Origin of the sequence: Tritonibacter scottomollicae, assembly GCF_003003215.1 — a bacterium.
In the GTDB taxonomy this organism is placed as follows: Bacteria; Pseudomonadota; Alphaproteobacteria; order Rhodobacterales; family Rhodobacteraceae; genus Epibacterium; species Epibacterium scottomollicae.
Map to the genome: position 1 here is coordinate 25003 of NZ_PVUF01000002.1, position 14287 is coordinate 39289.

14 protein-coding genes are annotated in these 14287 nt (G+C 61.5%); 9 read left to right on the plus strand and 5 right to left on the minus strand.

Translation table 11 applies throughout. The features are described 5' to 3' along the window. Window positions 1-71: 71 nt before the first annotated feature. Together CLV89_RS04035 and tdh are read left to right on the plus strand one after the other, a co-directional pair. Window positions 72-1256 carry a glycine C-acetyltransferase gene (locus CLV89_RS04035; RefSeq protein ID WP_106162367.1) on the plus strand — a complete coding sequence of 395 codons (1185 nt, stop codon included), beginning with the start codon at window positions 72-74 and terminating at the stop codon, window positions 1254-1256. Window positions 1257-1272: 16 nt separating this feature from the next. Further along, window positions 1273-2304, plus strand: a complete 1032-nt coding sequence (gene tdh, locus CLV89_RS04040; RefSeq protein ID WP_106162368.1) for an L-threonine 3-dehydrogenase — start codon at window positions 1273-1275, stop codon at window positions 2302-2304. A 210-nt stretch (window positions 2305-2514) separates the two neighbouring features. On the opposite strand, the gene CLV89_RS04045 is transcribed toward tdh, so the two are convergent. Then, window positions 2515-3249, minus strand: coding sequence for a metallophosphoesterase family protein (locus CLV89_RS04045; protein ID WP_106162369.1), 735 nt, complete (start codon window positions 3247-3249; stop codon window positions 2515-2517). A 142-nt stretch (window positions 3250-3391) separates the two neighbouring features. Here CLV89_RS04045 and CLV89_RS04050 point away from each other — a divergent pair, with 142 nt between their 5' ends. Further along, window positions 3392-3760: a hypothetical protein gene (locus CLV89_RS04050; protein ID WP_106162370.1), complete on the plus strand. Its 369-nt coding sequence runs from the start codon at window positions 3392-3394 to the stop codon at window positions 3758-3760. Between the two features lie 67 nt (window positions 3761-3827). On the opposite strand, the gene serA is transcribed toward CLV89_RS04050, so the two are convergent. Beyond that, complete coding sequence (gene serA, locus CLV89_RS04055; protein ID WP_106162371.1) at window positions 3828-5423, minus strand: phosphoglycerate dehydrogenase; 1596 nt, start codon at window positions 5421-5423, stop codon at window positions 3828-3830. A 92-nt stretch (window positions 5424-5515) separates the two neighbouring features. Next, entirely contained in the window at window positions 5516-6661 is a 1146-nt protein-coding gene (locus CLV89_RS04060; RefSeq protein ID WP_106162372.1) for a phosphoserine transaminase, read from the minus strand. 235 nt (window positions 6662-6896) lie between these two features. Between CLV89_RS04060 and serB the strand changes: the two genes are divergently transcribed. Together serB and CLV89_RS04070 are read left to right on the plus strand one after the other, a co-directional pair. Continuing rightward, window positions 6897-7772, plus strand: a complete 876-nt coding sequence (gene serB, locus CLV89_RS04065; protein ID WP_106162373.1) for a phosphoserine phosphatase SerB — start codon at window positions 6897-6899, stop codon at window positions 7770-7772. A gap of 3 nt (window positions 7773-7775) precedes the next feature. Further along, on the plus strand, window positions 7776-8534 hold the full coding sequence (locus CLV89_RS04070) for a TSUP family transporter (RefSeq protein WP_106162374.1): 759 nt from the start codon (window positions 7776-7778) through the stop codon (window positions 8532-8534). Here CLV89_RS04070 and CLV89_RS04075 read toward each other — a convergent pair whose 3' ends face one another. Continuing rightward, on the minus strand, window positions 8535-9542 hold the full coding sequence (locus CLV89_RS04075) for an asparaginase (RefSeq protein ID WP_106162375.1): 1008 nt from the start codon (window positions 9540-9542) through the stop codon (window positions 8535-8537). It lies immediately after the preceding gene. 228 nt (window positions 9543-9770) lie between these two features. On the opposite strand from CLV89_RS04075, the gene CLV89_RS04080 reads away from it, so the two are divergent. From CLV89_RS04080 to CLV89_RS04090, 3 genes are all read left to right on the plus strand, one after another. Beyond that, window positions 9771-10304, plus strand: a complete 534-nt coding sequence (locus tag CLV89_RS04080; RefSeq protein WP_106162706.1) for an invasion associated locus B family protein — start codon at window positions 9771-9773, stop codon at window positions 10302-10304. A gap of 224 nt (window positions 10305-10528) precedes the next feature. Next, complete coding sequence (gene rlmN / locus CLV89_RS04085) at window positions 10529-11722, plus strand: dual-specificity RNA methyltransferase RlmN (RefSeq protein WP_106162707.1); 1194 nt, start codon at window positions 10529-10531, stop codon at window positions 11720-11722. 163 nt (window positions 11723-11885) lie between these two features. After that, on the plus strand, window positions 11886-12089 hold the full coding sequence (locus CLV89_RS04090; RefSeq protein ID WP_106162376.1) for a hypothetical protein: 204 nt from the start codon (window positions 11886-11888) through the stop codon (window positions 12087-12089). A gap of 208 nt (window positions 12090-12297) precedes the next feature. Here the strand turns inward: CLV89_RS04090 and CLV89_RS04095 are convergent, their stop codons facing one another. Further along, window positions 12298-13146: an LOG family protein gene (locus CLV89_RS04095; protein ID WP_106162377.1), complete on the minus strand. Its 849-nt coding sequence runs from the start codon at window positions 13144-13146 to the stop codon at window positions 12298-12300. A gap of 151 nt (window positions 13147-13297) precedes the next feature. Between CLV89_RS04095 and CLV89_RS04100 the strand changes: the two genes are divergently transcribed. Further along, entirely contained in the window at window positions 13298-14251 is a 954-nt protein-coding gene (locus CLV89_RS04100) for a threonine/serine dehydratase (protein ID WP_106162378.1), read from the plus strand. Window positions 14252-14287: the final 36 nt, after the last annotated feature.

Consider the following 14287-nt stretch of genomic DNA (forward strand, 5'->3'; position numbering starts at 1 on the left):
AAACCATAATTCCACCTTTACGGATACACATCCAGTATGACAGACTTCGGGAAACAACCGGAGTCGTGCTCATGTCCAATGCTTTTCTCAGCCACATCAGCGAAACCCTGACGCAGATCGAGGCCGATGGTCTGTACAAGCGCGAGCGAATGATCACCTCGCCCCAGGCGGGCGAGATCCACGTGGGCGACCGCGCGGTCATCAACCTCTGTGCCAATAACTATCTCGGCCTCGCCGATCATCCAGACCTGATTGCGGCGGCCAAATCGGTGATGGACAAGAAAGGCTATGGCATGGCCTCGGTCCGCTTCATCTGCGGCACCCAGGATCTGCACCGCGAACTGGAGCAGCGCATTGCGCAGTTCCTCGGCATGGATGATTCGATCCTCTTTGCCGCTTGTTTTGATGCCAATGGCGGGCTTTTCGAACCGCTGTTGGGGCCGGAAGATGCGATCATCTCCGACAGTCTCAACCACGCGTCCATCATCGACGGCATTCGTCTCTGCAAGGCGCAGCGCTACCGCTATGCCAACAACGACATGGAGGACCTTGAGGCCAGGTTGAAAGACGCCCGCGCCGCAGGTGCGCGTCATATTATGGTGGCGACCGATGGGGTCTTCTCCATGGATGGCTATCTGGCAAACCTACCCGCGATCCGCGAGATTGCCGACCGTTATGATGCGGTGGTGATGGTTGATGACTGCCACGCAACCGGATTTATGGGCCCAAGGGGCGCCGGGACGCCGGATCATTTCGGGGTCGAGGTCGACATCCTCACCGGCACGCTGGGCAAGGCGCTGGGGGGCGCGATCGGCGGCTATATCGCCGGGCCGCAACCGGTGATCGACCTGCTGCGTCAGCGCGCGCGGCCCTATCTGTTCTCGAATTCCTTGCCCCCTGCGGTGGTGGCTGCGGGGCTGGAAGCGATCCGGCTGGTAGAGGAGGGCGCGGAGCTGCGTCAACAGCTGGTGGAAAACGCTCGGTTCTGGCGTGCCGGGCTGACAGAGCTGGGGTTTGATCTGTTGCCCGGAGAGCACCCGATCATCCCGGTGATGCTGGGCGACGCCAAGCTGGCGCAGGCGATGGCCGCAAAGCTGTTTGAGGAGGGCGTCTATGTTTCCGGCTTCTTCTTCCCGGTGGTGCCCAAAGGCAAGGCCCGCATCCGCACCCAGATGAACGCCGCCTTGACCCGGGAAGATCTGACCCGGGCGCTTGGTGCGTTTGAACGGGCTGGCAAAGCCTGCGGGGTGATTTGAGATGCGACCAAACACGATGAAAGCCCTGGAGAAATCCAAGCCCGAGGAAGGCCTGTGGATGGTACAGGCGCCGGTGCCGGAGATCGGCCCTGATGAGGTGCTGATCAAGATCAACACCACCGGCATCTGCGGCACTGATATCCATATCTGGAACTGGGATGACTGGGCCGCGCATACCGTGCCGGTGCCGATGATCACCGGTCATGAATTCGCCGGTGAGATCGTCGAGCTGGGCCGCAATGTCAGCGGGCTGAGCATCGGGCAGCGGTGTTCCGGCGAGGGGCATCTGGTGCGGACCGACAGCCGTCAGTCGCGCTCGGGCAAATTTCACCTCGACCCCGGCACCCGGGGGATTGGCGTCAACGAACAGGGGGCCTTTGCGCAATATCTGCGGCTGCCCGCCTTCAACGTGGTGCCGCTGCCGGATGACATCCCGGACGAGATCGGTGCCATCCTCGACCCGCTTGGCAATGCGGTGCACACGGCGCTGAGCTTTGATCTGCTGGGTGAGGACGTACTGATCACCGGCGCCGGCCCCATCGGCATCATGGCCGCCGCCGTGGCCCGCCATGCCGGCGCCCGCAATGTGGTGATCACCGATGTGAACCCGGACCGGCTGACGCTGGCCGAGGAGGTCACCCGGGTGCGCACCGTGAATGTTGCCAAGGAGGACCTGAACGATGTGATCCACGAGCTGGGGTTGAAGGAGGGCTTTGACGTCGGGCTTGAGATGTCAGGCAACCAGCAGGCGCTTGATCAGATGGTGGAAGCGCTGGTGATGGGCGGCAAGATCGCGCTTCTGGGCATTCCGCCCGGCAAGTCGCCGGTCGACTGGTCGCGGATCGTGTTCAAGGCAATCACCCTCAAGGGCGTCTACGGACGCGAAATGTTCGAAACCTGGTACAAGATGATCGCGATGTTGCAGAACGGCCTCGACGTGAGCCGAGTCATCACCCACCGGTTTGCGGTTGATGACTTTGCCGAAGGTTTTGCGGCGATGAAGTCCGGTCAGAGCGGCAAGGTGGTACTGGACTGGACCAAAGCCTGAGTGGCCCTGATAAAAAAGGAGGCAGGCGACCCGGGTTCTGGGCGCCTGCCTGAGTAAGGACAACGTGAATCACACCTCAACATCGCTGATGACAGGGGGCTGTCTGCATGGGGTTACAGACATGTCAGTATGTGAGACATGCAGTTCATACATACAACCTTTGCGATAGTCAGTGCAATGCAACTCTCTCAAGTATTTGCTCTGTTGGACCTAACCTTTCGGCAGCAGGCGTTGCCGTCCCTGATCGGTCAGGCACCAGGCCTGCGTCCCCTCGAACACCACCGGCACCAAAGCCCGACCATAGCCCGCGCCGCAGTCGATATCGACGCGGTTGCCATAGTGCACGGGATGCTGCTCTGCGGTGTGCCCATGCACCACCAGCCAGGGGTGCGGCGCGGCGTGATCCAGAAACCCGTCCCGGATCCAGACCAGATCGTTTTCCGCCTGATCCGCGAGGGCGATACCCGGGCGGACACCCGCGTGCACGAACAGCAGATCGCCCGACAAATGGGACAGCGACAGGTTCCGTAGGAAGGTGACGTGATCCTCGGGGACCGTTGCCTTGGCCTGCCAATGCAGATCCTCCAACCGGATGCGATCCGGGACCTCCAGGCCATAAGACCCTAGCGTTGCAACGCCGCCGATCCGTTCATGGAACCAGTGATAGCCCACCAGCATGTGCGGATCATGCCGCGGCGTATCCTCCATGAACCATTCGAACATCCGGTCGTGATTGCCCTTGAGGCAGGTCCAGTTGCGCCCTTCGGCCTGCCCCTGCATCAACCGCGCAATCACGCCGCGACTGTCCGGGCCGCGATCCACGTAGTCGCCGACAAAGACCACCTCGGCCTCCGGCCCGCCATCTGCTGCGATCAGCTCCAACGCGCGGTCAAGCTGGGCGGTCTGCCCGTGAATGTCACCGATGGCATAGATGGGTTTGGTCATAGCGGCTCTTCTTTCAGTTTTTCTGCAAGCCCGGGTCTTATCCGGCTAAGATCACGGAGAGATAACATCTCGACCGGTAACAAAGGCAAACGGGGCATCAAGGGCAAGGTGAAAACCCCGTCACCCAGGAAAGGAACGTGGGATGAAGGGAATAGCATTCGGATTCATGGTTCTGGCTGTATGTTTGGGCATACTCGGAATGATCTGGGGCATCCAGATGGCGGCCTCCAAGGACCACACTTTGGCAAATGCCCACGCGCATCTGAACCTGATCGGCTGGGTCGGCTTTGCGCTCTATGGATTTTACTATCACGTGGTGCCGTCCGCCGCACAGGGCCGGTTGCCACGCCTGCATCTGGTGGTTTCGGTGCTGGCCGTGGGTACCATCGCGCCGGGTATCGCCATCGTCAAAAGCGGCGGCGGTGATGCGCTGGCCATTCTGGGCAGCTTTCTCACGCTTGCGAGCGCCCTGATATTCTTGGTCACGGTGATCCGCAGCCGCACCGCGTGACGCAAGTTCGGGTCCGCCATTGCTGGCGAACCCGATCATCTCATAAGCCTGCCTGCGCAAACGCGGTTCAGGCGACGTCGAACACCAGCGGCTTGATCTGAGTGAACAGGCCGGTTTCGGCCAGTTTCGCCCGTGCATCCGCAGGCACCGGTGCGTCGACATACAGAAGCGCGATCGCCTCGCCGCCCTCGTTGGACCGGCCAAGCGTAAAGTTGGCGATGTTCACATCCATGTCGCCCATCGTGCGACCCAGCGCGCCGATGATGCCCGGCACGTCGTTGTTCGTGGTGTAGAGCATATGCTGGCCCACCTCGGCGTCGATGTTGATGCCCTTGATCTGGATGAACCGCGGCTTGCCGTCCGAGAACACCGTGCCCGCAACCGAGCGTTCCCGCTTGGCCGTCACCACCGTCACCTTGATGTAACCGTCAAAGGTGCCGGATTTGTCCTGGTTGGTGGTCGAGATCTGGATGCCGCGCTCCTTGGCCACCACGGGAGCGGAGACCATGTTCACGTCCGGGTTCACATTCTTCATGATGCCGGAGATCACGGCGCAGTTCAACGCCTCCAGGTTCATGTCCGACACCACACCATCGTAAAGCACGTTGATCGCGGTGATCGGCTCGTCCGACATCTGCCCCGCAAAGGAGCCGAGGTGATCGGCAAGCTTGATCCACGGCCCCATGACCTTGGCTTCCTCGGCGGTCACCGACGGCATGTTGAGTGCGTTTTCCACCGCGCCGGTCAGCAGGTAGTTGGCCATCTGGTCGGCAACCTGCAAGGCGACGTTTTCCTGTGCTTCGGACGTCGCGGCACCCAGGTGCGGGGTGCAAACCACATTCGGCAGGTCAAACAGCGGATTGTCCTTGGCCGGTTCCACCGAGAACACGTCGAAAGCGGCACCCGCCACATGGCCGGAAGTCAACGCCTCGGCCAATGCGGCCTCGTCGACCAGTCCACCGCGGGCACAGTTGACGATGCGCACGCCCTTCTTGGTCTTGGCGAGGTTTTCGCGGCTGAGGATGTTCTTGGTCTGATCGGTCAGCGGCACATGCAGGGTAATGAAATCGGCGCGGGTCAGCAGCTCGTCCAGCTCGACCTTCTCGACCTGCATCTTCTTGGCCTTTTCCTCGCTGAGGAAGGGATCATAGGCCACCACCTTCATCTTCAGGCCCCGGGCGCGGTCGCAGACGATGCCACCGATGTTGCCCGCGCCGATCACACCAAGAGTCTTGCCGGTCAGCTCGACGCCCATGAACTTGGACTTTTCCCATTTGCCCGCATGGGTGGAGGCAGAGGCCTCGGGGATCTGGCGGGCAACGGCAAACATCATCGCAATGGCATGTTCGGCGGTGGTGATCATGTTGCCGAAGGGGGTGTTCATGACGATCACGCCCTTCTTGGAGGCGGCGTCCTTGTCGATATTGTCGGTGCCGATACCGGCGCGACCGATCACCTGCAGCTTGTCCGCCGCTTCGAGGATGGTCGGGGTCACCTTGGTGGCGGAGCGGATGGCGAGGCCATCATACTGCCCGATGATCTCGGCCAGCTTGTCCTTGTCCTTGCCCACGTCGGGCAGGAAGTCCACGTCGATGCCACGGTCGCGAAAGATCTGTACGGCGGCGTCGGACAGCTTGTCGGAGATGAGTACCTTGGGGGCCATTGTCTTGGTCCTTTGTCTGCGGGGGCCGGGATGCGGCCTGAAACTGGGAATAGGGTTGGGCGCTGCCCGGGCTGTCGCCCGGGCGATTTGCGTTAGCCTTGCGCGGCGATCTCGGCCTCGAAGGCCCAGGCCAGCCACGGCAGCATGGCCTCGATATCCGAGGTCTCCACCGTGCCACCGCACCAGATCCGCAGACCGGCGGGTGCATCACGGTAAGCGCCAATGTCATAGGCGATGCCTTCAGACTCCAACCGCTTGGCCACGGCTTTGGCAAAGCTGGCACCGTCCTTGATCCGCTTGTCGGTGAACTTCAGGCAGACGGAGGTATTCGACCGCGTCGCCGGATCATTGGCGAGGTTTTCAATCCAGTCGTTGGCATAGGCAAAGGCGTGGATCGCATCCGCATTGGCATTGGCACGGCCGATCAGCCCCTCCAGACCACCCACCGAGCGCGCCCACTCCAGCGCAAAGAGGTAATCCTCCACCGCCAGCATCGACGGCGTGTTGATGGTTGCGCCAGTAAAGATCCCGTCGATCAGCTTGCCGCCCTTGGTCAGGCGGAAGATCTTCGGCAGCGGCCATGCCGGCGTATAGCTTTCCAGACGTTCCACCGCGCGGGGGCTGAGGACGATGACGCCGTGTGCCGCCTCGCCGCCCAGCACCTTCTGCCAGGAGAAGGTGGTGACATCGAGCTTGTCCCACGGGAGCTCCTGCGCAAAGGCGGCAGAGGTCGCATCGCAGATGGTCAGGCCCTCGCGGTCATCCGCGATCCAGTCACCATTGGGTACCCGCACCCCGGAGGTGGTGCCGTTCCAGGTGAACACCACATCATGCGTGGCGTTCACGGTGGTGAGATCGACAATGTCGCCATAGTCGGCGATCTTCACCTCGGCGTCGATCTTCAGCTGTTTCACCACATCGGTGACCCAGCCAGCGCCAAAGCTTTCCCAGGCGATCATCTCGACCTTGCGTTCGCCCAGCAGGTTCCACATCGCCATCTCCATCGCGCCGGTGTCGGACGCGGGCACGATGCCGATCTTGTAGTCTGCGGGGATGCCAAGGATCTCGCGGGTGCCTTCGATGGCGGCGAGGAGTTTTTCCTTGCCGACGGCAGCGCGATGGCTGCGACCGAGAGGCGCGCCAGCGAGTTTGGACAGATCATATGTGGGGGGTTTGGCGCAGGGGCCAGAAGAAAAACGCGGATTGGCCGGCCGCGATGCCGGTTGTGCAATAGCCATTGATGCTACCCTTCCAGATAAGCGCCCCTCGTTGGGGAGGGGTGTCCCACCGACAGCGATATGCGGCGGTTTGATTCCGCGCAACTGGGAAAATTGCCTGTTTGCGCCGCTTTGGAAAAATAATGCGACCTTCAATGACGCCGATCGGAAACTTTGTACCACGCAGCCCGCCCGCACTGGTGCCGCTGGAAAGCCGCCGTTAAGAGAAGGCATCCCGTTTAGATCGGAGAACGCCATGTATGTCGCCACGCTGCTCGTGAACCCCGCCACCCCGACGCTGGAGCCCGCGTTGGTCGAATCTCTCAGGAACGCCTGGGGCGGGGGAGAGGCCAACTGGCTCAACCCCGGCATTGCAGCGGAATTCACCCTGAAGAGCCCACCCGACAACCGCTGGGACGTCTGGGGTGACCTGCAGGGCATGGGCGTCGATCTGGTGCTGCAACCTGCCCAAGGCCGACGCAAGAAGATGCTGTTGGCGGATATGGATTCGACGATGATCCAGCAGGAATGCATCGACGAGCTGGCCGATGAGGCGGGAGTGGGCGACCGGGTCAAGGATATCACTGCTCGCGCCATGAATGGTGAATTGGATTTCGAGGGCGCGCTGACCGAACGAGTCGGCCTGCTGCAAGGCCTGCCCGAGGATGTCATCACGCAGGTTCTGAACAGCCGCATCAGCTTCATGCCCGGTGGGCGCGAACTTCTGGCAACGATGAAGGCGAATGGCGCCTACGCGGCGCTGGTCTCTGGCGGTTTCACCGCCTTTACCGCGCGGGTCGCCGCGGAACTGGGTTTTGACGAGAACCGCGCCAACACGCTGATCGTTGCGGATGGCAAGCTGACTGGCGAGGTCGGCCGTCCCATTCTGGGCCGCGAGGCCAAGGTGGAGGCGCTGGAACAGATCACCGCCCGCCTCGGGATTTCCGAGGCCGATGTGATCGCGGTCGGCGATGGTGCCAATGACCTCGGCATGTTGACCCGGGCAGGCGCTGGTGTGGCGCTGCACGCCAAACCTTCGGTGGCGGCGGAATGCGAAATCCGCATCAATCACGGCGACCTTACGGCGCTCTTGTACGTTCAGGGCTACAGCCGGGACGACTTCAAAGGATAAAACATGTTCGAAGTGACCTTCGAGGTCCTGCTGCTGTTGATCGCAGCGGGGTTTGTGGCCGGATTCATTGATGCGGTGGCCGGTGGCGGCGGGCTGATCACCGTGCCGGTTCTGCTCATCGCCGGTGCCAATCCGGTGACAGCGCTGGCCACCAACAAGATACAGGGCCTGTTCGGTTCTGCGACCGCGGCGATCTCTTATGCCCGCGGTGGGCACGTGGACCTTCGCACACAGTGGAAGTCTGCGGTGATCGCCTTCTTCGCCTCCATAGGGGGTGCGCTGCTGGTGTCCTTGTTGCCGGTGGAACTGATCCGATACGCTCTGCCGATCCTGCTGGTGGGAATCGCGATCTTCTTTGCCACCAAGAAAGGCCTGGATGATGTTGACCGGGCGCGCCGCCTGTCGCCTGCGATCTTTGCCGCCACCGTGGTGCCGCTCTGCGCCGCATATGATGGCCTGCTCGGCCCCGGCGCGGGCAGTTTCTACATGCTCGCCTTTGTTGGCCTTGCAGGCTACGGCGTCCTGAAAGCCACGGCACATACAAAACTGCTGAATTTCGCCTCCAACGCCGGCGCGCTTGCGGCCTTTGCAGTTGTGGCGACGCCGTGGTGGTTCACCGGGCTTGCCATGGGCATTGCACAGATTGCGGGCGCGCGCGTCGGCGCTGGGCTTGCTCAAAAACAGGGCGCGAAGGTCATCAAACCGCTGCTGGTGCTGACCACCATCACCCTGGCGCTGAAATTGATATGGGATTTGATCTGATCAGAACTGCAATTCTGCGGCGGGGCGCATCTCGCCGCAGTGGATACCGTTCCAGTTGGTGATGGCAGCGCTCATGTAGGCCTTGGCCGATGGGCTATCTTTGTCGAGCGCTCCGAGGCTGACCAGCAAGGCAGCGATGGCATTCTCAGCTGCACGCGTTGCACCGTCGGACACCTTCAGCGCGATCCCCAGTTCCTGCTCTGGCAGGATCGCGACAAACACCCCCTCAGCCCCGGTTTTCACCGATACCTTGCCGCCCATGTCACGCATCAGGGCGGTGCAGGCCCGCCCCTCTCCCGCGACCAGCTCAGGGTGCTGCGCCATGGCGGCACGCAATTGCACGGCGGCCTCGTCGGACCGGGTGGACCGTGTGTGAGCAGAGGCAAACCACCCCATGCCGCGCGCCAGTCCCGTCACGGTGCAGGCGAAGTTGGGCGCAGAACACCCGTCAATCCCATAGGTCGGACTGGTTTCACCGGTGACCTCCTCAAAGGCCTCATGGCAGGCCTGCTGAACCGGATGATCGATCTCCACATATTCCGGACCCGCGCCCAAGTGCTGCGCCAATGTCAGAAAGCCCGCATGCTTTCCGGAGCAGTTGTTGTGGATCTGGCAAGGGCTGTCGTCAGTCTTGATGAGACCATGCATGACCTCTTTGTCGCGCGGCATTTGGGCGCCGCAGCGCAGATCGCCCTCGCTCAACTCCAGTTGATCGAGCCAACGGCTGACACGATCCACATGGATACGGGCCCCGTTGTGGGACGCACAGGCAAGCGCAAGCTGTTCGCTGTTCAACCCGTAGCGCGCCGCAGCACCGGAGGTCAGAAGCGGCAATGCCTGCACCATCTTGCAGGAGCTGCGTGGGTAGATCACCTGATCTGGATTGCCCCAACTGTGCACGATCTCACCCTTGCCATTGCAGACGACGGCATGACCGTGGTGCTGACTTTCCAGCAGGCTGCCGCGCCAAATCTCTGTCAAAGGGGCGGGGGTGTTCTGGCGCGTCATCTGGGGAACTCATTGCTTGGTGTGTGTTTGAGCAGCACCAAACATCCAAAACCCCGGGCTTTCAAGGAAAAGGCGGCAGAAACCCGCCAAACCCGGCATTTGCGCATGGCCCTTGTTCCGCTAATATGCTTGTGTCAAGGATCATGAGACATGGGCAAAGACGATGTGCAAAACATCGCGGACAGCCCAGGGACATTTGAGGACAAGACAGTCTTGGAGGCGGGACGCATGGCATTTAAACTCCGTTGCTTGGCAGGGGCGCTCTTGCTGGTTGGCATGGCCACCACTGCAAGCGCACAGCAAGCAACGACCGAAAATCGCGTGGGCGCGCATGTGGATTGGAGCGTCTTTGAAGAGAGCTCTCCGCGTGAGTGTATCGGTGTATCGGCACCGAAAGAAACTGTGAACACAAGGGATGGTCGCGTGGTTGCCGTACGCCGCAGCGAAATCCGCTTGTTCGTGTTTTTCCGCCCTGATGGCGGCAACAAGGGCCAAGTTACCTTTACCGGCGGATATCCTTTTGCTCCCGGCTCAACCGTTAACATGAAAATTGGCGACTCGGAGTTCGAGCTGTTCACCGAGGGCGAATGGGCCTGGCCAGCGACGCCGACCGATGATTCAAAGATCATTACCGCGATGAAACGCGGCACCGATGCGGTGCTGACCGCACGGTCTTCGCGCGGGACACAGACACAAGATACCTTCTCCCTGCTGGGGTTCACCGCCTCTATCGAGGATGCGGAGAAGCGCTGCGCCGGGTGATTGCGGACTGAGTGTAAAGAGAATTCTGACGGCGGGGCTGCGGCTTCGCCGTTTTCTTTTCAAAGCCCCGCCTCGCGCTTTGGGATGTTTTACGCTAGAAAAGAGGTATGGAGACCTGTGCACGCATAGCAGGGTTGAACGAGAATCCTTTTGATCTCGGGCCAATCTCCTATATAGAGCCGCATCCAGCCACGTTTTATCCACAACCCAGCGAGTCCCGTCTCATGACAGCCTCAGCGCCGATCACTCAAGATGTCCTGACCCTGCCCCGCAAGGCACCCGAAGGCGGCAAGATCAACCTTGTCGGCCTGACCCGCGATCAAATGCGCGAGGTGCTGATTGCCAATGGCACCGCGGAAAAGCAGGCCAAGATGCGCGTCGGTCAGATCTGGCAGTGGATCTATCAATGGGGCGTGCGCGACTTTGCCTCGATGACCAACCTCGCCAAGGGCTATCGCGCGCAGCTGGAAGAGACCTTCGAGATCCGCATCCCGGAGGTGGTTTCGCGTCAGGTGTCCGTCGACGGCACGCGCAAGTATCTGGTGCGCATCGAGGGCGGCCATGAGGTCGAGGTGGTTTATATCCCCGAGGATGACCGTGGCACACTGTGTATTTCCAGCCAGGTCGGATGCACCCTGACCTGTTCCTTCTGCCACACCGGCACCCAGAAGCTGGTGCGCAACCTGACTCCGGCCGAAATCGTCGGGCAGGTGATGATGGCGCGCGACGACCTGGAGGAGTGGCCGACTCCCGGCGCGCCCAAGGATGAGACCCGACTGCTGTCAAACATCGTGCTGATGGGCATGGGCGAGCCGCTGTATAACTTCGAAAACGTGCGTGACGCCATGAAGATCGCGATGGACCCGGAAGGGATCTCTCTGTCGCGTCGCCGCATCACGCTGTCGACCTCCGGTGTGGTGCCGGAAATTGCCCGCACCGCGCAGGAAATCGGCTGTCTGCTGGCGGTCTCCTTCCACGCGACCACCAATGAGGTCCGCGACAAGCTGGTGCCGATCAACAAGCGCTGGAATATCGACACGCTGCTGCAAGCGCTGGCGGATTACCCCAAAGTATCAAACTCCGAGCGGATCACCTTTGAATACGTGATGCTCGACGGGGTGAATGATTCCGATGAGGACGCGCAGCGGCTGCTCGATCATATCAAGCGTTACAATATCCCGGCCAAGATCAACCTCATTCCCTTCAACGAATGGCCCGGCGCACCCTACAAGCGATCGTCGAACAACCGCATTCGCGCTTTTGCCAATATCATCTATCAGGCGGGCTATGCCTCACCGATCCGCAAGACCCGCGGCGATGACATCATGGCGGCCTGCGGTCAGTTGAAGTCGGCCACCGAGCGCGCCCGCAAGAGCCGCAAGCAGATCGAGGCCGAGGCTGGCATCGCCGAAAGCTGACGCCACCACATCCAACATTTCCTATTCTGCCCCAAAAGGCGCTGCGAAACTCGCGGCGCCTTATTCTTTCCCAATTTTAGCAAAATTTGCGCCATCAGCTGCCGACAGTCTCAGAATCAGAAACAGTACACGGAAAAACTTCCGGGCAGCAAAGGGCAGCACAATGATTGGACAGCAGGGCGCAACAATGGATGACGGCATTCTTTCGCTGGTACGCGAGGAACGGCGCAAGGCACTGAGCACGCGGGAATGGCAATTCCGTCTGCGCGGCTACGGCTATGCCATCCGGGATGAGGATGGGGCACAGATCCTGACCCGCCTGCCGCGCGGCGAAGCGCTTGGCGTGCTGCCCGCAGAACTGACCTGAGGCTTGACAGTTAGAACACGACAAATTCTCGACATACCAATGATCTGACGCGCTCCCGACGTTCCCACAAACGTTCTCACCCCACCCAAAAGGGACACCGACATTTGATCATTGGCTTCTGCCCTCTCGGGCAGACCCGCGCGCCGAGCCCCATGGGCTCGGCGCGCGGGCGTGTTTCTCATCTGCTTTGGCCCAATGCGGCCTCGCCTCAGCGCTCGCGGCCAGGGAGATTCTGACGCGCCGGAACCGGGCTCCAGGTCTCGATCACCTGGATCGCCTCATCGGCACTTTCGACGAACTTGAATAGCTCCAGATCCTGCTCCGAAATGGTGCCCGCATCCGCCAGCGCATCCCAGTTGATGATCTTCTCCCAGAAGGCGCGTCCGAACAGCAGGAAGGGCACCGGCTCCATGCGCCCGGTCTGGATCAGGGTCAGCGCCTCGAACATCTCGTCCAGCGTGCCAAAGCCGCCAGGGAAGACGCAGATCGCCTCTGCCCGCATCAGAAAGTGCATCTTGCGGATCGCGAAATAGTGGAAATTGAAGCACAGCTCCGGCGTCACGTATTCATTCGGCGCCTGCTCATGCGGCAGAACGATGTTGAGGCCGATCGAGACGCCTTCCGCATCCACCGCACCGCGGTTGCCGGCTTCCATCACGCCAGGCCCGCCACCCGTGACCACCACATGGCGACGACCGCCGGTGGTCTTGGATTTCTCGGTCATCTTCTTCGCAAAGGCACGGGCCTCGTCATAGAAATGGCTGAGGTCGGCCAATGTTTTGGTACGTGCCTTGGCTTTATCGGCCGGTGCCGGGATGCGGGCGCCACCGAACATCACCACGGTACTCTCGATCCCCTGCTCATCCAGCATCAGCTGCGGCTTCAACAGCTCCAGCTGCAGACGCACCGGGCGCAGTTCCTCGCGACAGAGGAAGCCTTCGTCCGCAAAGGCAAGCTGGTAGGCCGGGGACTGGGTCTGCGGGGTCACGGGCACATGCTCGGCGCGGTTGCGGTCGGCGCTTGCATCCGTGAAGCGGCTGTGGCGGTCGTCACTCATATCAATTCTTGCCTGTTCTGCGGTACCAAAGGTCAGACCTTGTCTTAGCCCGGAAGACGACGGCAAACCAGCTTTGAGATCAGCCCTCCCCTTGCCTCCGGCCGATAATCCCCTAGGGTTCGCCGCAACTGCAAAGACTCGAGGACAGACAATGGACTGGACACCGCTGATTTCCGGCGCGCACAATCGGATTGCCGAACATGTGGTGGAAACCCCGTTGCTCAACGTGCAGAGCTTCGGCCTCGGCTACCCGGTGCAACTGAAGCTCGAACAGCTGCAGCACGCAGGCAGTTTCAAGGCGCGCGGCGCCTTCAACACGCTGCTGTCGGAACCGGTCCCGGAAGCCGGCTTGGTGGCCGCATCCGGCGGCAATCACGGCGCTGCGGTGGCCTTTGCCGCCCGCGCACTGGGCTTTCACGCGAAGATCTACGTGCCTGAAATCGCAGGACAGGCCAAGATTGATCTGATCCGCTCTACCGGCGCCGACCTAGAAGTGATCCCGGGCGCCTATGCCAATGCGCTGGAGGCCGCGCAGGACTGGGAGTTGCAGACCGGCGCCATGCAGATCCACGCCTATGACGCCCCCGCCACGGTTGCCGGACAGGGCACGCTCTTTGCCGAGTGGGAGGCGCAGGGGCTTGACGCTGATACCGTACTGATCGCGGTCGGCGGCGGCGGGCTGATCAGTGGCGCACTTGGCTGGTTTCAGGATCGGCGCAAGGTGGTTGCTGTCGAACCTGCCACCTCCTGCGCGCTGAAATCGGCGCTGATGACCGGAGCCCCCACCAACGTAGAGGTCAGCGGTATCGCCGCCAATGCGCTTGGCGCGCGCCGCATCGGTGACATCTGCTTCGACCTCGCTAGCGCCCAGCGCACACCAAGTGTCATCGTCCCAGATGCCGCAATTGAGGCCGCCCAACATGCGCTTTGGCGCGATCACCGCCTGCTGGTCGAGCCCGCTGGGGCCACCGCGCTGGCGGCGCTGATGTGCGGCGCTTACCTGCCCGCGCGGGGGGAGAAGGTTGCGGTACTGCTTTGTGGTGGCAATATCGACCCGGAACCCCTGAGCGATCCCGCAACACAGGTGGACGTCTCCTTCACCTGAGAATTGGAAAGCCTTGCGGCGGGCGGCCCGCGCGCC

Excerpts from the sequence above, each read along its gene's own strand:
- CLV89_RS04035 (WP_106162367.1), top strand. The coding sequence starts at position 72 with ATGTCCAATGCTTTTCTCAGCCACATCAGCGAAACCCTGACGCAGATC.
- tdh (WP_106162368.1), top strand. The coding sequence starts at position 1,273 with ATGAAAGCCCTGGAGAAATCCAAGCCCGAGGAAGGCCTGTGGATGGTA.
- CLV89_RS04045 (WP_106162369.1), bottom strand. The coding sequence starts at position 3,249 with ATGACCAAACCCATCTATGCCATCGGTGACATTCACGGGCAGACCGCC.
- CLV89_RS04050 (WP_106162370.1), top strand. The coding sequence starts at position 3,392 with ATGAAGGGAATAGCATTCGGATTCATGGTTCTGGCTGTATGTTTGGGC.
- serA (WP_106162371.1), bottom strand. The coding sequence starts at position 5,423 with ATGGCCCCCAAGGTACTCATCTCCGACAAGCTGTCCGACGCCGCCGTA.
- CLV89_RS04060 (WP_106162372.1), bottom strand. The coding sequence starts at position 6,661 with ATGGCTATTGCACAACCGGCATCGCGGCCGGCCAATCCGCGTTTTTCT.
- serB (WP_106162373.1), top strand. The coding sequence starts at position 6,897 with ATGTATGTCGCCACGCTGCTCGTGAACCCCGCCACCCCGACGCTGGAG.
- CLV89_RS04070 (WP_106162374.1), top strand. The coding sequence starts at position 7,776 with ATGTTCGAAGTGACCTTCGAGGTCCTGCTGCTGTTGATCGCAGCGGGG.
- CLV89_RS04075 (WP_106162375.1), bottom strand. The coding sequence starts at position 9,542 with ATGACGCGCCAGAACACCCCCGCCCCTTTGACAGAGATTTGGCGCGGC.
- CLV89_RS04080 (WP_106162706.1), top strand. The coding sequence starts at position 9,771 with ATGGCATTTAAACTCCGTTGCTTGGCAGGGGCGCTCTTGCTGGTTGGC.
- rlmN (WP_106162707.1), top strand. The coding sequence starts at position 10,529 with ATGACAGCCTCAGCGCCGATCACTCAAGATGTCCTGACCCTGCCCCGC.
- CLV89_RS04090 (WP_106162376.1), top strand. The coding sequence starts at position 11,886 with ATGATTGGACAGCAGGGCGCAACAATGGATGACGGCATTCTTTCGCTG.
- CLV89_RS04095 (WP_106162377.1), bottom strand. The coding sequence starts at position 13,146 with ATGAGTGACGACCGCCACAGCCGCTTCACGGATGCAAGCGCCGACCGC.
- CLV89_RS04100 (WP_106162378.1), top strand. The coding sequence starts at position 13,298 with ATGGACTGGACACCGCTGATTTCCGGCGCGCACAATCGGATTGCCGAA.